The sequence below is a fragment of the Nonomuraea sp. NEAU-A123 genome (assembly GCF_018603905.1).
Classification (GTDB): domain Bacteria; phylum Actinomycetota; class Actinomycetes; order Streptosporangiales; family Streptosporangiaceae; genus Nonomuraea.
Genome location: NZ_JAHFZZ010000006.1, coordinates 438,929 through 459,909 on the forward strand (window position 1 = coordinate 438,929; position 20,981 = coordinate 459,909).

The 20,981-nt window shown below is 65.9% G+C and carries 14 protein-coding genes, 1 tRNA gene and 2 pseudogenes; 8 read left to right on the forward strand and 9 right to left on the reverse strand.

Annotated features, from left to right (window positions below; genetic code table 11):
* The first annotated feature begins 31 nt into the window (after nucleotides 1-31).
* Nucleotides 32-766, forward strand: coding sequence for a ZIP family metal transporter (locus KLK06_RS21155; RefSeq protein ID WP_214637250.1), 735 nt, complete (start codon nucleotides 32-34; stop codon nucleotides 764-766).
* A 28-nt stretch (nucleotides 767-794) separates the two neighbouring features.
* On the opposite strand, the gene KLK06_RS21160 is transcribed toward KLK06_RS21155, so the two are convergent.
* Nucleotides 795-1,802, reverse strand: a complete 1,008-nt coding sequence (locus KLK06_RS21160; protein WP_214637251.1) for a tyrosine-type recombinase/integrase — start codon at nucleotides 1,800-1,802, stop codon at nucleotides 795-797.
* 93 nt (nucleotides 1,803-1,895) lie between these two features.
* Between KLK06_RS21160 and KLK06_RS21165 the strand changes: the two genes are divergently transcribed.
* A tRNA-Arg gene (locus KLK06_RS21165) sits at nucleotides 1,896-1,969 on the forward strand.
* 529 nt (nucleotides 1,970-2,498) lie between these two features.
* Here the strand turns inward: KLK06_RS21165 and KLK06_RS21170 are convergent.
* Both KLK06_RS21170 and KLK06_RS21175 read right to left on the reverse strand, forming a co-directional pair.
* Nucleotides 2,499-3,296: a HEPN domain-containing protein gene (locus KLK06_RS21170; RefSeq protein ID WP_214637252.1), complete on the reverse strand. Its 798-nt coding sequence runs from the start codon at nucleotides 3,294-3,296 to the stop codon at nucleotides 2,499-2,501.
* A 1,027-nt stretch (nucleotides 3,297-4,323) separates the two neighbouring features.
* The gene (locus KLK06_RS21175) at nucleotides 4,324-5,271 is read right to left on the reverse strand and encodes a restriction endonuclease (RefSeq protein ID WP_214637253.1); all 948 of its coding nucleotides are present in this window, start codon (nucleotides 5,269-5,271) and stop codon (nucleotides 4,324-4,326) included.
* Between the two features lie 400 nt (nucleotides 5,272-5,671).
* Here KLK06_RS21175 and KLK06_RS21180 point away from each other — a divergent pair.
* A protein-coding gene (locus tag KLK06_RS21180) for an IS3 family transposase (RefSeq protein WP_374197139.1) occupies nucleotides 5,672-6,825 on the forward strand; the annotation gives its coding sequence in 2 pieces (ribosomal slippage) (nucleotides 5,672-5,870 and nucleotides 5,870-6,825; 1,155 coding nt in all).
* Nucleotides 6,826-7,104: 279 nt separating this feature from the next.
* Nucleotides 7,105-8,375, forward strand: a pseudogene (locus KLK06_RS21185) (IS701 family transposase).
* Nucleotides 8,376-8,400: 25 nt separating this feature from the next.
* Here the strand turns inward: KLK06_RS21185 and KLK06_RS21190 are convergent.
* From KLK06_RS21190 to KLK06_RS21200, 3 genes are all read right to left on the reverse strand, one after another.
* Entirely contained in the window at nucleotides 8,401-8,538 is a 138-nt protein-coding gene (locus KLK06_RS21190; protein ID WP_214637254.1) for a hypothetical protein, read from the reverse strand.
* Nucleotides 8,539-8,954: 416 nt separating this feature from the next.
* Complete coding sequence (locus KLK06_RS21195; RefSeq protein WP_214637255.1) at nucleotides 8,955-10,565, reverse strand: YncE family protein; 1,611 nt, start codon at nucleotides 10,563-10,565, stop codon at nucleotides 8,955-8,957.
* A gap of 374 nt (nucleotides 10,566-10,939) precedes the next feature.
* A complete protein-coding gene (locus KLK06_RS21200) occupies nucleotides 10,940-11,236 on the reverse strand; it encodes a hypothetical protein (RefSeq protein WP_214637256.1) in 297 nt (98 codons plus the stop codon).
* A 652-nt stretch (nucleotides 11,237-11,888) separates the two neighbouring features.
* On the opposite strand from KLK06_RS21200, the pseudogene KLK06_RS21205 reads away from it, so the two are divergent.
* A pseudogene (locus KLK06_RS21205) lies at nucleotides 11,889-12,757 on the forward strand (IS5 family transposase).
* A gap of 130 nt (nucleotides 12,758-12,887) precedes the next feature.
* On the opposite strand, the gene KLK06_RS21210 reads toward KLK06_RS21205, so the two are convergent.
* Nucleotides 12,888-14,096, reverse strand: coding sequence for an FAD-dependent monooxygenase (locus KLK06_RS21210; protein WP_250905745.1), 1,209 nt, complete (start codon nucleotides 14,094-14,096; stop codon nucleotides 12,888-12,890).
* Nucleotides 14,097-14,211: 115 nt separating this feature from the next.
* Here KLK06_RS21210 and KLK06_RS21215 point away from each other — a divergent pair, with 115 nt between their 5' ends.
* The 3 genes from KLK06_RS21215 to KLK06_RS62385 all read left to right on the forward strand — a co-directional run bounded on the left by KLK06_RS21215 (nucleotide 14,212) and on the right by KLK06_RS62385 (nucleotide 18,687).
* Nucleotides 14,212-16,110 carry a histidine kinase gene (locus KLK06_RS21215; RefSeq protein ID WP_214637257.1) on the forward strand — a complete coding sequence of 633 codons (1,899 nt, stop codon included), beginning with the start codon at nucleotides 14,212-14,214 and terminating at the stop codon, nucleotides 16,108-16,110.
* 77 nt (nucleotides 16,111-16,187) lie between these two features.
* Nucleotides 16,188-16,793: a DNA-binding response regulator gene (locus tag KLK06_RS21220; protein ID WP_214637258.1), complete on the forward strand. Its 606-nt coding sequence runs from the start codon at nucleotides 16,188-16,190 to the stop codon at nucleotides 16,791-16,793.
* A gap of 4 nt (nucleotides 16,794-16,797) precedes the next feature.
* Nucleotides 16,798-18,687: a histidine kinase gene (locus KLK06_RS62385; protein WP_214637259.1), complete on the forward strand. Its 1,890-nt coding sequence runs from the start codon at nucleotides 16,798-16,800 to the stop codon at nucleotides 18,685-18,687.
* Between the two features lie 27 nt (nucleotides 18,688-18,714).
* Here KLK06_RS62385 and KLK06_RS21230 read toward each other — a convergent pair whose 3' ends face one another.
* Together KLK06_RS21230 and KLK06_RS21235 are read right to left on the reverse strand one after the other, a co-directional pair.
* Nucleotides 18,715-19,539: an NAD(P)H-binding protein gene (locus KLK06_RS21230; protein WP_214637260.1), complete on the reverse strand. Its 825-nt coding sequence runs from the start codon at nucleotides 19,537-19,539 to the stop codon at nucleotides 18,715-18,717.
* Nucleotides 19,540-19,550: 11 nt separating this feature from the next.
* A complete protein-coding gene (locus KLK06_RS21235; RefSeq protein ID WP_308168371.1) occupies nucleotides 19,551-20,921 on the reverse strand; it encodes a DHA2 family efflux MFS transporter permease subunit in 1,371 nt (456 codons plus the stop codon).
* Nucleotides 20,922-20,981: the final 60 nt, after the last annotated feature.

Consider the following 20,981-nt stretch of genomic DNA (forward strand, 5'->3'; position numbering starts at 1 on the left):
GGCGCACACGTGCCCCCTAGCCTGGAGCGTCATGCCGATCCTGCTGTCGTTCGCGGCATTCTTGATGACGCTGCTCGGCGGGCTGGTCGCGCATCGGGTCAAGGAACGCCGTCACCTCGTCCTCGGCGCCGCCGCCGGCGTCATGCTCGGCGTGGTGGCGTTCGACCTGCTGCCTGAGGCGCTCTCGCGCGAACCGGCCGAGCTCGGCGGGGTGCCGGTGCCGATGCTCATGTTCGCGCTGGCGTTCCTCGGCATCCACGCCGTCGAACGCTCGATGGGCATGCACGACGCCCACGAAGGCGACTACGCCTCACACCGCCACTCGCACGCGGGCGTCGGCCTCGTCGCCGGCACCGGGCTCGTCGTCCACAGCTTCCTCGACGGCGCCGCGATCGGCGCCGCATTCCAGACCGACACCACGCTCGCCGTCGCCGTCGCGATCGGCGTCATCGCGCACGACTTCACGGACGGGTTCAACACGTACACGATCACTTCCCTGTACGGGAACGCGCGCCGCCGGGCCGTGCTGCTGTTGGGTCTGGACGCGCTCGCACCGGTGACGGGGGCGACTTTGACGTCAGTGATCGCGATCCCGGCCGGGATACTGGGGGCGTACCTGGGGATGTTCGCCGGGTTCCTGTTGTATCTGGCGACGTCCGACATCCTGCCTGAGGCCCACACCACGAGCCGTGCCGCTGGTCCGACGCTGCTGGCCACGGTGGCGGGGGCGGCGTTCATGTGGGTGGTGATCGCGCTGATGGACTGACGCTTGGCTCGCGGCGGTTCTGGTCTGGCTAGAGGCGGTCGCCGAGGGCGATACGGGCATGCTCAGCCCGCGCCCGTACGTCGGCCCGCTCGTCGGTTCGCGCCCGTACGTCTGCCCCTGCTTCAAGGTAGCGGCGCACTATCTCCACGCTCTTCCACCCGGTGATCCGCATCAGGTCGAGCGGATCGCCGCCCTTTTCCAGGTAGTCGTCGGCCATCGTCTGCCGGAACCGGTGCGGATGCAGCCGCCCCGGGATCCCCGCCTGCCGTCCCCGCCGTTCCAGCATCTGCTGGATCCCCGTGGCGGTCAGCCGCCGCTCCCCACCTTCGGCCGTGATGCCGCGTACCGGAAGCCAGAGCCAGGGCGAGGCCGCGTGCGGATGCCGTGCGCGGGCCCGCAGATACCGATCGATCGCCGCGGCGGTCTTCGGCCCGATCGGCACCAGATGCGCGTCTTCCCCCTTACGGACGATCCGCAGCAGCCGCCGATCCAACCACACATCCCCGGCGTCCTTGTTGTTGACGTTGGGACTGTGCCGAAGCCCAGCCAGCCACGACAGCCGCATCCCGTTGTCCATGAGCACCCGCACGATCGCGGTATCCCGACGATCCACCCAAGACCCCCCGGAACACACCTCCAGCAACGCCTCAAGCTCCCGATCAGCCAGCAACTCGGCCGTACGAGTGGCCACCTTGGGCGGATCGATCCCGGCCATGGGCGTCCCCGCGGTCCGCTCCTCCTCCGCGATCAGCCAGTTGAAGAACACCCGCAGGTTCCGAAAATGCTTGTGCGCGTTCCCCGGACTGGTCGTGGCCGTACTGGCATCGAGAAACGCACGCACGTTCGCGGCGTCGACCGCCTCCACCTCCACGGGCAGCCCGCGCTCGGAGAGAAACCGGGCCAGGACGCGTACGCTGTCGAGGTAACTGCGGATCGTTCCGGGTGACTTGTCAGCCGCCTGAAGGGACAATTCCCAGGAGGGGACCATGTCGAGCAGGGGAGGCGACGGGGGCAGCTGTCTTCGGGATCGCGCCATGGGCCTCTCCAAATCCGATACTGTTCGATCGGTGTATGATTATGCTACCGTCTCACCTGGTCGGCGGACGTGCTGGCCAGACGCCGAATTCGAGCGCCCTTAGCTCAGCTGGATAGAGCATCGGACTTCTAATCCGACGGTCGCAGGTTCGAATCCTGCAGGGCGCGCTCACCCCAAGCAGCAGAAGAGAGCCTCTGACCTGCGGTAACGCGGGTCAGAGGCTCTCTTCGCTTGTCCGGCTGTCTACGGTTCTCACTGATCGTTTGCGGGCGTACACGCCCAATGTTTGCCCACTACCCCATGCACGATTTCGGCCAGGGCCGTCCTTGAGAACCTCGGCGACGCGTCGCTGGGCCGTCTCTCATGACCGACGATGTCCTCACCTCCCGCCTTGGGGTGCATCAGTGTCGCTCCGGTGTGCCGTTCGGTCCTCGTACTCACAAAGCAGTCTGTGGGGGCTTTGAACTGATGAACGGGAGCTCGATCGGCCCTGGCCAACGTCTACCCAAACCAGTTCTCTGCTCAATGGCAGGCGTATGCGATACGTGCTGAATCGTTCTTGTGAGGATCAAGGCGGCGCCGCGGCGCGCCGCCGCGCGGCCCGAGCTTGCGGGCCGCACGCTGCGCGTGCGGCCTGAGGGCCGTTCTCGCGCGCGCCCGCCACTCGGGCCGCGTAGTTTGAACGCGTGCCTGGACCTAGTCACTAGCATCCGCCTTCAGCAAATGTTTGCCGTCAATGTCCTCGAATAGCTCCGTAGGATTGTCTGGCACGAGAACGCTCCAACGTGATTCCCCGGTGGACGACGTGAGAATCTCATCTACGATGCGATCGGTCCTACGAACGAGCCAGCGCACGATCTTGAAAAAGTCCTTCACGTCCCGCTTGTTGAGCGTGGGCCCTGGTTTGATCCGATGAACCAGGACGTTGCGCCTATCTATATGAGTGTCAAGCGCCTCGCAGATCGTCGAAAACCTTGGACCAGTGCGCCACTTTCTCGTAATGTCCTCAATTCCGAGGGCCTCCTTGAAAAGCTTTTCCACATTGGCGCTTTTCGGGCTCGCGAAATAAAACTCGCGGCGTCTCGCCAGCATCTCGAGACGGTCCTCAATGTAGGTACGCCAGCCGTCGCCAGCAAGGGTCCATGGAGCTAGCTCGGTATCCCCACTCCGGAGCTCCTTGGCGACCACTTTGGTGAGAGCACGAGGCAGCGCATCCCACTGAGGTGCGTGCTTCACCAAATGAGCTACGGACTCCGCGACTACATCCTCGCAGTACGCCTCCCAGAGAGATGCGACGAGAACGTAAACGGATTTATTCAGTATGTAGATATGGTTTTTGACGCCTGGAAGGTTTGACTTAGCGAGTATCTGGTGCAAGGAGTAGTAGGAGATCATGTCCATACTGTTCAGCAGAAACGTGTGACGTGCGCTGCTTGCAGGAACTCTCAGGTTCCGGACCGCTGGAACCTCGTGTAGCTGCGGCGGTTCGATCACCGTTCCACTCCATCTCGCTTGATCACTTGCGCTTGGAAGTGCATCCGTATCGAATCGGCGACCCGAGATTCTCCCAAGCCGCCTACAGACAGATCGGCGCTCTCAGTGGCGCCGAACGTTCGTGCGAAAGTCTAACCTGCCGCACGCGGCAACTTCATACCGTTTGCGCTCTGCCCCCTACAGCCGCAATACAGCGCGGCTCGAACACCGCAAACTGGGGCGAATGCATATGAACGTAACAATAGAGCCGATACCTGATCAGGATAGTCTTTGCATAGGCAACCGAGCCATCGCGATTTGGCACAGCCCTCACGATCGCCTGGCTGTGGCTGACGTTGTTTGCGGCTGGGGGCGATCGATGGGTCAGGGCTTCGTTCCTCAGCCCTGGCCCATCGGGCATGTGGGTGACGGCCGGACAGACGATCTCCCAGGTCTATCGAACGAGGACAAGATCCGGAACATCCGCAGATTACGGATGACGGAGTGGCCAGGATCGGGCCGCAATCTCCACGCCGAGAGCTTGGCGCACCCTAAAAGGATCTTCCACTTTTAACCCGTGGCTCCGGACTGCCCCCGTTCCGGGAGCAAGTTGAAGTCATCGTCGATGATCGCTGTGGCGGCAGCTTCCATGCAGTCGTGTGTGACTCGGTCAACGACGACGAGGTTGGGCTCTCTGAAGAATCGAGCGCCATGTGGCAGTCCGTCGGCGACTTCCTGCCCGAGCCGGACTGGATCGTAGAACACACTGGTCGGTAGCACTGCCCGTGCCACTCGATCGGGACATCTGCGAACCAGCCCTTGGACTCGATCAGGGGAGCCTGCTCGTCGAGATAGCCCGGCCAATACGGCGGGGAGTGTATCGGTGCCGCATCGCAGGCGAGCGCCATCGACTCCTGGCTACCGTCTCTGGACACCTGCAGTTGCATATCAGGACCTCGGCTCCACCAGAGAAGATGCCTCAGACCAGTCAAGCGCAAGAGCTCTTGACCACACTGACAGGTCGATTGATCCTTTCAAATGCAGACATTCAGCTGCCGTCGCCGTTGCCAATTAGGCGCATTACATGGAATACGGACACGCTCAATTTGTCGTTGTCCTCTGGGCCTTTCCACTGGACATGCACTATCGGCATGTTCGCCTCCTCCTCCATCAGCCGCAAGGCCCGGAGCGCCGATGGGGTAAGTGCGGTCGTGGAGACAATTATCGCGCCAGCGACCTCCGGAGAGAAGATCAACCTTCCAAGCTGAGCCACCGCTTCAGGCCCGAGGCTGTTTCGATAGTACTTCGCTTCGAGGATTACCCGTTTTCCGTTAGGCAAATTAATAGCGACGTCCGCCTCTTTGCCAAGATCCGCCAGTAGCGCATTCTCTTCTATTCGCGTGCCGCTATCATCGATTATCGACTGAAGAGCGCGTGATAAGCGTTTGACGTATGCAGCTCCATTGAAGCTGCTGGAAGTCTGGCGGAACCGTGAGGGCTGCCTTGGTTCGCGGAAGGTGGAGACCCGAGGGGATCCATCCGGCGACCAGTCTACCTGCAAGGTTGGAGGCTCATCCTCCCCTGAACGCGCCCATTCCCAACCTAGGCGCGCCCCCTCTTCCAACACTCGTTCAAGCGCACCGCGACGCTTCTCTTCTTGTCGGCCCACTTCAAGTAGCTTGCTTTCCAGCATCGCGACACGATCATGCAGTTGATCACCCCCGTCGGTCGCGACTGGTCGATCCTCCGGATTTTTGAGATCCAGAGGTTGGTTCTCCTGTGACATCGACACCGCCTGCTCGGCATCAGCCAGCGCCTCTCCTGCATCTTTCTCTGCTCGTCCGAGGCTCTTCATCTTGGCGCCGAGGATATCCAGTTCGACACCCTCCTCTAGAAGCTTCGAGAGGGATCTGCGTAGGAGAACCACCGCTAGCGCCACTACCAACGGCCACGCGATGCTCGTTACAAAGTTGAGACTTAATTTCCACCACTCCATGGCGCCTAGCATGCCTGCTATCTACGCCGGATGTGGTCAAATCCGGAAGGTGACTTGCGCGAGGCGATTCCATGGAGACAAGTGGATGGCTGAGGTGAGTGTGTGCATCCCTGCTGCGATCAGGCCTTTTTTAAGCAGGGCGTCATTAGTACCGTTCTGAGTCACGATGCCTGTGGGTATCCGATGGTGCACCGTGTCAGGTGATCGACGGTTCAAGCTTCGTTTATCAGCCTCGAATCACTGGGTCCTGGCACCTCGTTCTAGTTGCAGTCCTAGTTGCAATCCAGGGCCGTACTGGAGTTGACCCGGTTTGGTGGACACCTGATCTCTGAGGAACCCTGGTTCCCAGAAGAAGGAGTTCACTGTGCCGAACAACTATCCGCCGGAGTTTCGCCGGCAGATGGTGGAGCTGGTGCGCGCGGGACGGACGCCGGAGGAGCTGGCCAAGGAGTTCCAACCCTCCGCGCAGTCGATCCGTACCTGGGTGCACCAGGCCGATCTGGATGACGGCCGCCGCCAGGACGGCCTGACCAGTGCCGAGAAGGAGGAGCTGACCCGGTTGCGGCGTGAGAACAAGATTCTCCGCGAGGAGAAGGAGATCTTGCGCAAGGCCGCGGCTTTCTTCGCGCGGGAGACGGATCTGCCGAGATGAAGTTCCGGCTGATTCATGCGGAGAAGGACCACCACGATGTCTCCCTGCTGGCCCGGGTGCTGGGTGTGTCGCGCCAGGGCTACTACGCCTGGGCGGCCCGCCAGGAGCGCGGCCCGTCGGCTCGAGCCCGTCGCGACGCCGAGCTGACCGGCAAGATCCGCGACCATCATCGGGCCTCCGAGGAGATCTACGGGGCGCCGCGGATCCACGCCGACCTGCGGGAGATCGACGGCATTCGCGTCGGCCGCAAACGTGTGGCCCGGCTCATGCGCCGAGCCGGGCTGGCCGGGGTGAGCAGGCGTAAGGGCAACCGGACGACGATCGCAGACAGGCAGGCTGTGGCCGCGTCCGACCTGGTCAAGCGGAAGTTCAGCGCGGTCGAGCCGAATCGGATCTGGACCGCCGACATCACCTACGTGCCGACCTGGCAGGGCTTCGTCTACCTCGCGGTCGTCTTGGACGTCTTCTCCCGCCGCATCGTCGGCTGGGCGATGGCCGACCACATGCGCACCGAGCTGGTGACCGACGCATTGGCGATGGCCATCCATCAGCGCCGCCCCAGCACCGGAGTGATTCATCACAGTGACAAGGGCAGCCAGTACACCTCCATCGCCTTCGGCCGGCGCTGCGAACAAGCCGGCATCCGCCCCTCCACGGGCAGAACCGGGACATGCTTCGACAACGCCATCACCGAGAGCTTCTTCGCGTCCCTGGAGTGCGAACTGATCGACCGGCGCACGCTCCGGACCAGGTCAGAGGCTGAACGGGCGGTGTTTGGCTACATCGAGGGGTTCTACAACCCACGCCGCCGTCACTCCGCCAACGGCCAACTCAGCCCCGCCGAATACGAACGCCGACAGGCGCTCAAGAACACCCAAGAAGGCGACTATGCTGCCGCGTAGCCGCAAGCCCTGACGTGTCCACCAAACCGGGGCAACTCCAGTACATAGCCATCCTGCGTGGACCACGATAACCAGCTGGTCCTGGTTGAACCGATCGGGACGGGCTAGTACTCCAGGTGCGGTAGGACGTCCCGGGACTACCCCCGGACCGCCTGGGATTACTTGGGTTGTGCCCGGTTGAAGAAGAGACGGCCACCGCTGTGATCATTAAGGTGTGATGGATCTGAAGATCGTGCGGTGGCCGCGTTGGCCAGAGTAGAACATCTCAGCGCCGCTCGTCTGCGGGCGGGCTTGGATACCGCGTTTGCGTTGGTGGCAGGGCGATTTAAACGTTCCGAAGTCCGGCGGCGGGCCCGTGCCTGCATCGAGGCGATGTTGTCCGGGCTGGAGCGCAAGAACGGCTGGTCGCTGGCCGAGTATGCTGGCGAGACCACCCCAGATGGCATGCAGCGCCTGTTCAACGCCGCCAAATGGGACGTCGACGGCGTGCGCGACGACATTCGCGGCTATCTGATGGAGCACCTGGGCGAGGCCGACGGGGTACTGGTCGGCGATGACACCGGCTTCGCCAAGCAGGGGACCTGCTCGGCCGGAGTGCAACGGCAGTACACCGGCACCCTCGGGAAGATCGCCAACTGCCAGATCGGGGTGTTCCTCGCATACGCCTCTGGCCGTGGCCAGGCCGTCCTGGACAGGGAGTTCTACCTGCCCAGGGACTCCTGGATTGCCCGGCCCGAGCGCTGCACCGCCGCACAGATCCCCGGGCAGGCCGGCTTGGCCACCAAACCCCAGCTCCTGCAGGCCATGATCGAACGGGCGATCGCCGCGGGCGTGCCGTTCGGCTGGGTGACCGCCGACGAGGCCTACGGCGACACGGACCGCTACGTCGCTTCCTGGAAACCGAGCAGCTCGGCTACGTGCTCGCGGTCTCTCGCACCCACCAGATCACCACCGGTGCCGGCAAGGCCCGCGCCGACGCCATGACCGGTAAGGTCCCCAGAACCGGATGGCAGCGCCTGTCCTGCGGCCCAGGAGCAAAGGGCGAACGGCGCTACGACTGGGCCTTGATCGCCACCGACAGCTCCGTGCACCGCCTGCTGATCCGCCGCTCCCTCAGCAACCCATCCGACCTTGCTTTCTACGTCTGCCACATGCCCCGGCCCGTGCCGTTACAGCGCCTGGTCGAGGTGGCCGGAGTTCGCTGGACGATCGAAGAATGCTTCCAGACCGGCAAGAACGAAGCCGCTTTCGACCACTACCAGGTCCGGCTCTATCCCGCCTGGTACCGCTACATCACCCTGGCCATGCTCGCCCTGGCCTTCCTCGCCGTCACCCGTGCCGCCCCCAGCCCCGAACTCGCCCCGTCGGTCAGAACTGGCGCCGGCCAGCTCATCGTGATCTCCGCCAACGAGATTCGCCGCCTCTTCGCCCTGCTGACCCGGCCACCCATCGACGAGAACCACATCCTGCACTGGTCACACTGGCGACGCCGCCACCAAACCCGCGCCCGACAAAGCCACTACCAGCGGCAACAACTCAAAGATCGATAAGTGCGGCTGGAGTACTAGGTACCCCTTAGCATGGCGCGCCGACGATCATCGTGATGAACGCACGCTCACGGACCAACAGCAGCCGCGTTTCGGCGCGCATCCGCAACTGCAGGTCCATGTAAGTGCCGAACGTTGCGTTGAGGACGGCCACGACCTGCCGCATCGGCTCGGGGAGCGGGCTGCCGTTGGCGTTGGCCTTGCCCCTCGGCCAGTGGGGCGGGTGGGGCGCGCTTCTGTTTCAGGTCGGTCAGGCGGGCGAGCGCCGCCAGGACGGCGGTGGTAACCGTTGTCGTAGGCGACGAATCGGAGCCCTTCGCGCAGGTCGTCGGTCGGCGAATCACGGTGACCAGCTGGGATGTTGCCCCTCCGTGACTCCGACGGCGGCCGAATTCCCGCCTCGCGCATTGTGACGATGCTCGCCACGGGTGACGGGTGTTGTGCCGTCCGTGACGCCGAACCCGACGAGGTTGCCCAGATGCTTTGTGCTGAGGAGGCCTGGCAGGGCTGACCTCACACGACCTGCCAGGATCAGCGTCCGCGCATATCCACGGGGGACGATGTGGTGCTCGTTCGACCCGGCTAGACGCGTCCGGCTCGCACAGTGACGGAATGGGCCTCAATCGTGCCTTCGGCGGTGTCGTCGCCGAGGAACACCACGCTGTAGAGGTATTCGCCCTCTTGATCGGGAGTATCACCGATCTTGAAGCCCCCGCTCGCGGCGACCTGCGTCGTGCCGAGTTCCGTGCTGGTGCCGTCGGGGTTCGCGCGGATCACCGTCAGCGACGGGCTGGTGGTGGGCGCCTGGTCGCCGAACTTCAAGGTTCCCCAGAAGTAGAGCCGGTTCCCGAGGACCAGGTCTGTGTTGCCGTGCAGGGTGAGCGACGCTGACTGGCGGGCGACGTCGACGGACGCTGACGCTGTGCTGCCGCGGACGGTGGTGGAGCCGGGCCAGCTCGCGTCGTAGCTGACCGTTCCGGCCGTCGGTGGGGTGTCGGTGATGGAGAAGGTGCCGTCCAGCTTCGTCTTGGCGTGGCGGAGTTGCGTGCTGGTCCCCTCCGGGAGGCGGCGGGTCACCTGCAGTGACCGCAGGCCCGGGGTCATGCCCTCGGGCAGGGTGAGCCGGCCAGTCAGTTTGACGGGTTCCAGCGCTGTCGCCCCTTCCGTCGGGGCCGACAGGGTCACGGACGAGGGCAGGAGGGTGGCGTCCTCCAGCCGCCACAGGCGCAGGTTAGTGGTGCCGGAGGTGTACAGGACGCTGAAGACGTCGTTGCCAGCGATGGTCATGGTGAGGATTCTGGGGGTCGGCCATCCGCTGGGGATCTTCTGCGTGTACGTGGTGGCTCCCGTGGCCAGGTCGTACAGTTCGACGCCACGATCGCCCTGCCACCAGCCGCCGGCGAGGTGATCGCCATCCGGGCTGACGGCAAAATCGATCGCCTGGCCCCGGACCGCCGGGTTCTGGCCGTAGTCGCGGAGCTTCGTCAGGCTCGCAAGGTCCCAGGACTCGAACCCGCCCGAGAATGCCAGGACGGCTGTGGAGCCGTCCGGGGTGATGGTGAAACCAGGCCGGGAGGTCGTGGCCAGGTCACCCCCGTCGATCTCACCGCGCAACGTGGCGGAACCGGCGCTCACGTCGTACACCACGACATCGGCGGAAGCGGTGTCGGGAGGGCTGAGCAGCAGGGTGTTTCCCGCGACGGCGATCCTGGGCGCGCTGCCTTGTCCGGTCAGAACCGTTACCGGTTGCGGGGCCGGGGCCGACACGTCGAGACGTGTGACGACACCACCGGTGTACAGGTCGCACCCATGGGCCGTCCACAGCGTCTGTCCGGACAGCGCCAGGTCGGTCAGGCACGAGTACGCCGTGAAGTCGATCCGCCGGGTGACCGTCAGGGCGGCGGCGTCGATCTCCACGACCTCGTGTGAGTCGGACAGCGCCGCGTAGGCGTGGGCGCCGTCCGGTGTCGCCACGAGCTCTTCCACACCTGGGAGACCGGTGACCGCGCCGAGCAGCACGCCTTCGGTGTCAGTGACCAGGACGCGGTCGCCGGCGGACACGAAGACCTTGTCTCCTCCCGCGGAGACCTCGCTGTGGTCGGCGATGCTGAGGCGAACGCCGAGGTCGGTCACCGAGTCGGCGGCCGAGGCCGTGGGCGTCGCGGCGACGACGAGCCCGGCCGTCAAGGTCATGGAACCCATGAGGGTGATTAATCGGCGGGCCGGCCGGCTGACGTTCGGCCGTTTCGAGGGTGATAAGCGCACGTGTACTCCGCTCCAAGCAGGAACAAGGGCAGAAGGGAACGTCATGATCAAGCCAGAGATCCAGCGTTCGGTCAAGATCCTTAACGGGTCACCATGTGATTACGTGATGCAGCGTCGCCGGGTTGGGCTTCTAATCCGACGGTCGCAGGTTCGAATCCTGCAGGGCGCGCTTCGATCACGTCCTGACCTGCGGCAATGCGGGATCGGATGTGTTCCAGAATTTTTCTCTGGCGTTTGTGTGCTCCGTGCGTTGCGGGTGCCGAATAATCATCCAGCCAGGTCAGGCGGCATGCCGGTAATCCTCAGCACACCACCGAGTCGATCATGTCGGTGGATGTCGAGCGGTGCGGTTCCAGTGGGGCCGGTGTTGGGATCGGGAAGGCCGCGGAGAATTTGGCGTCTCGGTCGCGGATGAGGAACCTGACCGTGCTATCCACATCCTGCAGGTCCATGGCGAGGTTGCGGCCGAGTTGGGTGACCCACTGGCCGGTGGGGTGGGCAGTGACGCCGAGGACGCGAATACGGCTGGTGGCGTGTTCAATGACTGCCAGAACGTACAGGCGCGCGCCGGTGAGGTTAGGACCTCGAAGAGGTCGCACGCCAGCAGGGCGCCTGCCTGGCTGCGCAGGAACGTGGCCCAGGTTGTGGCGGTCCGCTCGGGAGACGGGTCGATGCCGTGTGCTTTGAGGATCTCCCACACCGTGGAGGTGGCGATCTTGACGCCGAGCGTGGCCAGTTCACCGTGAATGCGCCGGTAGCCCCATGAAGCGTTCTCCCGTGCCAGTCGTAACACCAGCAAGCGGATGGATCGGCCGGTACGTGGACGTCCACGTCCACGTCCGCGAGGCGTGCTGGCTGCGGCGTTAGGGCGCCGTAGTAGATCGCGGTGCCAGCGCAGAATGGTGTCCGGGCGGACCAGCAACACAAGGTGCTGGAGTCTCTCCATCGGCAGGTGGTGAAGCAGCCCGGCGAGGAGGAGCCGATCAGCACGTGTGAACGCGGGTGCGGCAGCCTGCCGTTGCAGCACCATCAGCTGGTGCCGCAACACCAGGATTTCGATCTCCTTGTCGCGATGAGCCCTGGGGAGCAGTCCTAGGAACGAGAAGGTGGTCGTCATCGTCAGGTTGACCAAGCGCCGCAACACGATCCGCCATCATGCCGTGCTGGCACGCGGAGGGAGTATATGAGAGCACATCACCTCCATGACTTGCACGGATGAATATTCGGCACCCGCAGGGTCTAAATTCTGCCGTGAATGAGCGGAAGCCGTATCCGAGTGACATATCTGATGCCCGCTGGGCCTTAATCGAGCCCACCTTGACCGCCTGGCGGCAGGCCCGACTCGACCGCAGACCCACCGGCCGGCCGGCCTCGGTCGAGCTACGAGACGTTTCAACGCGATCCTGTATGGCAACCGCACGGGAATCGTCTGGAAATGCCTCCCGCACGATTTCCCGTCGTACAACACCGTTTATGCCTACTATGCGGCCTGGCGCCATGAGGGGATCTTCGCACAGCTCAATGACGAGCTGACCGGCCTGGCCCGCGTCAAGGAAGCCCGCAAGGCCGAACCGGCTGCGTGCGCGATGGACACCCAGAGAGTGCCCCTCACCAGCCAAGGCACCGACCCAGCCAAGAAGATCGTCGGCTGCGAACGAGGCATTGTCACCGACACGCTCGGCATCATCCTTGCGGTGGCCGTCGCCGCCGCGGGGCCTGTGCGACAACGCTATCGGCAAAGGGCTACTCGACCAAACCAAAAACGCCTACCCAGCGATATCCAAAACCTGGGTCGACACCGGCTTCAAGAACGTCGTAATCGAGCACAGCGCCACATTGGGCATCGACGTCGAAGTCGTCTCCAGAAAAGCCGAGACTCGCGGATTCCAAGTCGTCAAACGCCGATTGGCCGTCGAACGAAGCCCAGGCTGGCCCATATTATATCGCGCCGTTTAACTCGCGGTTATGAGACCCTGTCGACCGGTTTCCAAGCCATGATCCACAGCGCTTCGATCAATAACCTGACCAAGCGCACAACGGACGAGACCACACGCCCTCTGAGGACGCCGAAGGCGAGTGCCACAGGCGCGAACGCGCTTCCCAGAACGTCCTGGCGGTGATCAGTAGCACGAAGCGCCGATCCCTGAGCATGCCGAGATTTCGGCGGTAGCTGTTCCTCTGGTGACTTCCCCATCACACCTGTGAAGAGCATCATCGTGTCGCCTTCCCCCGGCGATGTCGCGCCGCTTGTCAGGGGGTGACGGTCTGGTCCCAGTCGATGAGGTGGCGCTGCACTGCGCCGAACATCTGCTCCGCCGTGGGGAAGGCCGCGGGCGGCGGGGCGGCCTCCTGCTCGCCCGCCTTCTGCTTGTTGGTCCTGGCCGCGGCGGCGGCGATGGCCTCCACCCTGGGACGGCGCAGGTTCTCGTAGGCGGCGAAGGCGCTCGGCGCGTCGGGCAGGTCGCGCAGGCAGCGGGCCAGCTCGATCGCACTCTCGATGGCCAGCGACGCGCCCTGGCCCGAGCTGGACGAGGGCGCGTGGGCCGAGTCGCCGACCAGCACCATGCGGCCGCGGTACCAGTGCGGTACCGGCGGCATCATCTCCATCGGCCCGGTGATGAACATCGTCTCGGGGTCGCTGTGCTGGAGAAGGGCCTCCGCCGGCGCGTCGGCGGCGTAGAGGTCGCGCAGTCGCTTCAGCCAGTCGGCGGCCGGCACCTGGCGGGCCTCGTCCGTCGTCATCGGCTCCCGGCTCGGCAGGCTGCCGAACCACACGATGCGGCCGTCGGGCGCGCCCCAGCAACCGAGGAAGGCGGTGCCGAAGGTGAAGTACATGACGCCGGGTTCGAGCCGCACCGCGCTGCCGGTGGCGTAGCCGCCGAAGCTCAGCACGCCGCAGTATTCGGGTCCTGGCGCGTCCTGGTCGATCAGCGTGCGGACCGTGGACCTGATGCCGTCGGCGCCGATCAGGACGTCCGCGGTGGCAGTGGTGCCGTCGGCGAAGTGCGCGGTGACGCCGTCAGAGGTCTCCTCCGCGGCCACGAGCTGCTTGCCGTGTTCGATCCGAATGCCCTGGGCCACCGCGTGGTCATGCAGCACGCGGAAGAGGTCCGAGCGGGCCATGGCCTGGCCGGCGGGCAGGCCGTCCAGGCCCGGGGACTCGACGAAACGGTTGCCGCGGGCGTCGCCCATGACCATGCCGGGCACCGGCTGGCCGACGGCGCGCACGACCTGGGCGGCCCCGATGATCTCCAGTGCATTCAACCCGTTGGGCGCCACCATGAGCGCGGCGCCCACCCCGTCGGCGGCGGCCGAATGAGCCTCATAGACCGTCGCCTCGATGCCCGCCTTGCGCAGCGCCACGGCCGCCACGGGTCCGGCGATGCCGCCCCCGACGACAAGTGCTGTCCTGACTCCGGTCACGTCTGTCTCCTCGATGCGTGCGATGGTTGGGGTCATCGCGACTCCTTGGGAATGCGATCGCGATCAGTGTGAGGCGACGAGCCACCACTCGGACAGTTGCCACATAACGACTTCAGTCGTGAGATATTCACGGGTGACTGCTGGAGGCGGCTTGACCGGTGACGCCGAGGGTGACCGCGCCGAACGCGAGGCGGTCTTGCTGCTCCTCGTCGTGCTGGGCCTCGCCTACCTGAGGGACATGACGGGCCAGATCGAGTCCTACGGCTCGTGGAGCCCGGCCCTCGCCGTGGATCTCCTTCTGGTCAGACCGGTCCTGCTGGCGCTCCAACTCACCCACTCACTGCCGCGTCTCGCCGCCTTCAGCGCCCGCCACCGCTTCAAGACCCTGCCCGTCCAGGCCGTTCTCACGTTCCTGCCGCCGTTCTTCCTCGGCTCCTACACCGGCCATCTGCCGAGCTTCCTGGCAGGCTCCTGCCTCCTGCTGCTCCGGGCTCCCTGGTCGTGGATCGGGTACGGCCTGGCCGTCGCGGGGGTCGGCGTGATCGGCATCCACTCCGACGTCGGCGGGCTGCCCCTGTCGTTCTATGTGATCTTCGCCGCGAGCGGCGGCCTGTGGGTCTTCGGCATCTCGCGCCTCACCGACGTGATCGTCGGTCTGCACCGCCTACGGCGTGCCCTGGTGGAACTGGCCATCGCCCGCGAGCGCCTGACGATGATCAGCGATCTCCATGGGCGGACGGCGGCCAGGCTCGCCGAGCTCGCCAGGCGCAGCGAGGCCGCGGCGGCGCTAGCCGCCTCCCACCTGGGCCGCGCGAGGCCGGCAGCGTCGGCGATCATCGCCGACGCCAGGATCGCGCTGGCCGACGCGCGCGAGCTGGCGAGCCGCTACCGCCGGTCACCCTCCCTCGATCCGCCGCCTACGGGCGACTCCCGCGACGTGGAACCGCGGTTCGCCATGTTGATCATCATGGTCCTGCTCGCCCTCTCGATCACGTACGACATGAGCTGGATCCTCGTCAACCGCCCAGGCCCCGCTCCCGTCGCCACGGCGCTCGCGGGCGCCGTCGCGTTCTTCGCGCTCCAGCTCCGCCACTCTCTGCCTGTCAGCGGGGGCGGACGGCCGAGGGGCTGGGTGTGGACGCTCTGCCTTCAGGGCGTGCTCACGTACGCGACGTTCCTCGTCGACGATATCGGCTGGCTCGGGATGGTGCCCTTCTTCTGCGCCTCCCTGCTCCTGCTGGTGCCGCCCCCTTGGTCCTGGGCACTCTTCGCGGCCGTTACGGCGAGCATTGTGGCGGTCGAGATCGCTCTCGGCCATTCCTCCCTCATCGACATCGTCTACTACCCGCAGACCATCGCCGGATTCGGCCTGGCCATGTACGGCACCGCCCGGTTCGCCCGCACGGCCGTCGAGCTGCGGGCCGCCCGCGCTGAGGTGGCCCGCATGGCCCAGGTCGGGGAGCGGCTGCGGCTGTCCAGGGACATGCACGACGTGATCGGCTCCAGCCTGTCGGCTGTGCTGATCAAGGCGCAGCTCGCCGTGGAACTGCTCGACGACGACCGGGCGGGGGCCGAGCGGGAACTGCGCGAGGTGGCAGGTCTGGCCAGGCGCGCGGCCCGCGAGGTTGCGACGCTGAGCGACGCCGACTCTCGGACCTCCCTAGCCGAAGAACTGGTCTCGGCCGGAGCGATCCTGACCTCGACGGGCATCGAGACCGACACCGACATCGACACCGACACCGACACCGACACAGCCGCCTACCTGCCACCTGACCTGGACCACGCCCTGGCGATGGTCGTCAGGGAGGCCGTCACCAACGTCCTTCGCCACAGCAAAGCCAAGCACTGCCGGATCAAGATGGTCTCCAGTCCCGATCTTGTACGGCTGAGCATCACCAACGACGGGGTAACAGCGCCGCGCCGAGAGGGCACCGGACTCGGCAACCTCACCGAACGCCTCGAAGCCGTCGGTGGCCGCCTCGACATCACAACATTGGGCGAGTCATTCCTGCTGATCGCCATGGTGAAAACGACAGGTCTTAGGCAATGAAACACCATTTGGACTGGTACGACATAACGGCTCCAGCCATGAGATATTCACGGGTGAGATCTCAGGCAGGAGGCAGCGTGATCCGGGTACTTCTGGCCGAGGACATGCACATGATCAGGGCCGCGCTGGTCGCACTACTGGAACGGCAGCCCGACATCGAGGTGGTCGCCGAGGTCCACTCCGGCGACCGGATCGTCCCCGCCGCGCTGGAGCACCGCCCCGATGTGGCGCTCATCGACATCGAACTGCCCGGCATGGACGGCCTGACCGCCGCCGCAGAACTGCGCGAACGCCTCCCCGAGTGTCAGACGCTGATCGTGACCGCCTTCGGCCGCCCGGGGAACCTCCGGCGCGCCCTCGCCGCCCGTGCGACCGGATTCATCAGCAAGGACGCTCCTCCCGCCGCACTCGGCGAGGCGATCCGCAAGGTGTCCAGAGGTGAACGGGTGATCGATCCGCAGTTGGCCGTGGCCGCGCTCGACCTGCCTGGTAACCCGCTGACCCCCCGCGAGACCGACGTGCTGCGCCTGGCCGCCGCCGGGACCTCGGCCAGCCAGATCGCCGGGCAACTCTTCCTCTCCACGGGTACGGTGCGCAACTACCTGAGCGCGATCGTGTCCAAGCTCAACGCCCGCAACCAGATCGACGCCGTCCGTATAGCCACCGAGTCCGGCTGGCTGTAACCGGGTGACGCAGGACGCCGAGGGTGACCGCGCCGAACGCCGGGCGCTCCTGCTGCTCCTTGTCGTGCTGGGTCTGGTCTACGTGCGGGACATGTTCTGGACGCTCCCTTCGTGGAGCTACTTCCTCTCCTCCGTGGAATACCTCCTGATCCGGCCGGTCCTGCTGATGATCCAAGTGATCCACTCGCTGCCCAGGTTCGCCCGGTTCACCGCCCGTTACCGCTTCTGGACCCTGTCCGTCCAGGCGCTGCTCACCTTCGCCCCCGCTTTCCTGATCAGCGACACGGCAGCCGTGCTGCCCGACTTCCTGGCGGGCTCCACCCTGCTGTTGCTCCGAGCCCCGTGGTCGTGGCTCGCTTACGGCCTGACGGTCGCGGGAACGGTGGCGGCCATCACCCGCATGCACCTCGACGGGCATATCACCGTGCACGCCGTGTTCATGATCACGACCGGCGGCCTGCTGGTGTTCGGCATGTCCCGGCTCGCCGACGCGATCGTCCGCTTGCATCGCGCCCGGCGGGACCTGGTACGGATGGCCGTCGCCCGCGAACGCCTGATGATGATCGAGGACCTGCACGAGCGGATGACCGCGCAGCTGGCGGAGATCGTGCGGCGCAGCGAGAACGCGGCCACGCTGGTCGCCTCGCACCTGGGCCGGGCGCGAAGCGAGGCAACCATGATCATCGTGGGCGCGGGCAGGACCCTGGCCAACGCGCGCGAGGCGGCCGCCCGCTATCGGAGCACCCCTTCCGTCGGCCAGGTGACGGCCGCCGACCGGGGCGACGCTGAGCCGCGACTCGCCAGGGCGATCATCACGGCCGTGCTCTGCCTGACGATCGGGTATGACGTGGACTACGCCATCACCCACCGGGCGGGGGTGGCCAACATCGTGATCGCGTTCGCGGTCGCCGCCGCCTCCCTCGTGCTGCAACTGCGCCACTCCCTGCCCACCGGGACAGGCGGCCCGCCCAGGGCCTGGAAATGGACGCTTGCGCTGCAAGGAGTGCTCGTCTGCGCTGCGCTTTACATCCAGGGAGTCGCCTGGATCGGGATCGTGCCGTTTCTCGGCGCCTCCATGCTGTTCCTGGTGCCATCGCCCTGGTCCTGGGCGTCCTTGGCGGTCATCATTGCCGGCGATGTGCTGCTGGTGGGCGCCATGACCAGCGACACCAGTCTCGGGGTGTTCACGTACTACCCGGCTGCCTCACTCCTGTTCGGCCTGGGGGTCTACGGGCACGCGCGGTTCGCCCGCATCGCCGTCGAGCTGCGGGATGCCCGCGCCGAGGTGGCCCGCATGGCCCAGGTCAGGGTACGGCTCCGGCTGTCCAGGGACATGCACGACGTGATCGGCTCCAGCCTGTCGGCCGTGCTGATCAAGGCGCAGCTCGCCGTGGAACTGCTCGGCGACGACCGGACGGGAGCCGAACGAGAACTGCGCGAGGTGGCGGACCTCGCCAGGCGCACCGCCCGCGAGGTCGAAGCGCTAAGCGTGACCGACTCCCGGGTCTCACTCACCGAGGAACTGAGCTCGGCCCGGACGCTGCTCACCTCGGCCGGGGTCGTGTCCCGGGTGACCGCCGCCCCCGCCGGGCTGCCACCCGAGCTGGACCACGCCCTGGCGATGGTCGTGCGGGAGGCCGTCACCAACGTCCTGCGCCACAGCAAACCGAGCCTGTGCAGCATCGAGGCGGACACAGAGCCCGATCTCGTACGGCTGCGCGTCACCAACGACGGGGCGACGGGACCCTCCGGCGAAGGCACGGGCGCCGGGCTGGGCAATCTCGGCGACCGGCTCCACGACGTCGGCGGCCGTCTCGGCGTCGAGTTCTCCGGTGAGACGTTCGAGCTCTCGGCCGAGGTGCCGCTGCGCAAACCGGCGGCGAGCCTCCCATGACACCGGAAGGCTCGCCGTATCCCAAGATCAGTTCTTGAATTCGGCCGCGTGGTCCTGGATCCAGATCGCGAAATCGCGGGCCGGGTGCCCGGTGAGCTCCTCGACGGTATGGGTGATCTCGGCGGGGACATCGTCGTTGGTCTGCCACCAGTCGAGCAGGGCTTCGGCGAAGTGGCCCGGCATGTACTCGGACATCTCGGCCTTCCACTCGTCGCGGCTGACGGTGTTGACCACGATGGGCTTGCCGATCGCCTCGGCGATGAGGTCGAGCTCCTCGGCAAAGGTGACCGAGCGCGGGCCGGTCAGCAGGTACGCTTTGCCGGCCAGCTCGGGGTTGGTCAGGACCGCGAACGCGGACTCGGCGACGTCGGCCTCGTGGATCGGGTCGACATGGGAGTTGGGGTAGACCAGGTTCACCGGGCCACCGGACTTGATGGGCCAGGACCACGAGACCGCGTTGCCCGCGAAGGTGCCGGGGCGCAGGATCGTGGCGGTGATGGGCGAGGCGATCAGCGCATTCTCCGCGTCCAGGTGGTCCTTGGCGAGGGGACTGTCGGCGGCGTCCGGCGACAAGGTGGAGCTGGAGGACAGCAGCACGATGTGCCGGACACCGGCGTTGGTCGCCTCGGCGATGAAGGCGTCAATGTGCGACGACTCAGCGTAGAGGAAGACCGACGTGACACCCTCCAGCGCGGCGGCGAAGGTGGCCGGGTCCTTCAGGTTGAGCAGGACGGCGCCCGCTGCCTCGTCCGGCTTCTGGGAGCCGGTGCGGACCTGGAGGCCCTGCTCGCGCAGGAGGGGGACAAGGGCGCGGGCGACGGCGCCACGGGCACCGGTGACGAGGATGGTCATTCGGAAACTCCTTAGTGATGCTGGGGCTGGGCATTGCGCGGCAGCAGCCAGACGAGCGCGCAGCTGACGAGGACTACGGCGACGACGACCAGGAGACTGGAGGTCATCGCGGGGGCAGTGTGGAAGTAGACGGTGGTGACGGCGGCGGCGCCGATGCCGTTGGCCAATTGCTGGACCGCGGCCAGGGAGCCGCTGGCGCTTCCGGCCTCGGTGGGCTCGATGTCGCCGATGGTGACGTCGTAGATGGTGCCGAAGCAGGCGCCCATGCCCAGGCCGATGACCAGCACGGGCAGCGCGAGCACCCAGCCGCCGGTCGTGGGATCGAGAGTGAGCAGCCAGCCGGCCCCCGCGAGGGTGAGGAGCAGGCCGATGAAGATGAGATTGCGGCCGAGCTTGGCGATGAGCTGGTAGCCCGCGATGGAGGCGATGACGATGCCCACCGCGATCGGCGCCAGGCCCAGGGCCGCCTGCATGGGCGTGTAACCCAGAACGTTCTGCATGAACAGCGACAGCACGTACAGCAGCCCTGAGACGGCGGCGAAGAACACAAGCCCCAGGATGAGTCCCGAGGTGAAACCGCGGTTCTTCAGCAGCGACGGCTGGATCAGCGGGCTGGCCGCAGTGACTTGGCGGCGGCAGAACAGGGCGAAGAACACAAGCCCGGCGGCCATGCACAGGAAGGATACGGCGGTCCAGCCGTGGGCCGAGCCGTCGGTCAGACCGTACAGCAGGCCGAGCATGGCGGCGCCCAGCAGGCCCGAGCCGACGCCGTCGACTGAGACGGTCGAGTCGCCGTCGTCGCGGGGCAGCAGTCGCAGCGCGGCGATGATGGCGCCGCCGCCGAGCAGGATGTTGATCAGGAACATGGGGCGCCAGCCGAGGCCGAACAGGTCGGCGTCGATGAGGAACCCGGCGAGGATGGGCCCTGCGACGGCGGACAGCCCGAGCGTGGGGGCGAAGGCGCTGAAGGCCTTGCCGATCTCCTCACGAGGGAAGACCGAGCCGAGGATGCCGAAGCCTTGGGGGATCAACAGGGCGCCGAAGGATCCCTGGAGCAACCGGGCGACGATGATCGACTCGGGGTTGACGGCCAGGCCGCAGGCGACCGAGGCCATGGTGAAGCCGGTGAGCCCGATGAGGAACAGGCGGCGGCGGCCGTACTTGTCGCCCAGCCTGCCGCCGACCACGAGTAGAACGCCGAGGGCGAGGGCGTAACCGGCGCCGAGCCACTGGATGAGTGCCTCACCGCCGTTCAGGTCCCTGGCGATGGTCGGCGCCGCGATGTTGGTGATCGTGGCGTCCAGCAGGTCGAGGACGTCGGCGATGAGGATGACGGCGAGGATGGCCCAGCGGGATTTCGGGGCGGTCGTGAGGGTGGTCACGGGATTTCCTCCTTTCGGAGTTGATGTTGCGTTCAAGACAAACCGGAGCAACTGGAGCAG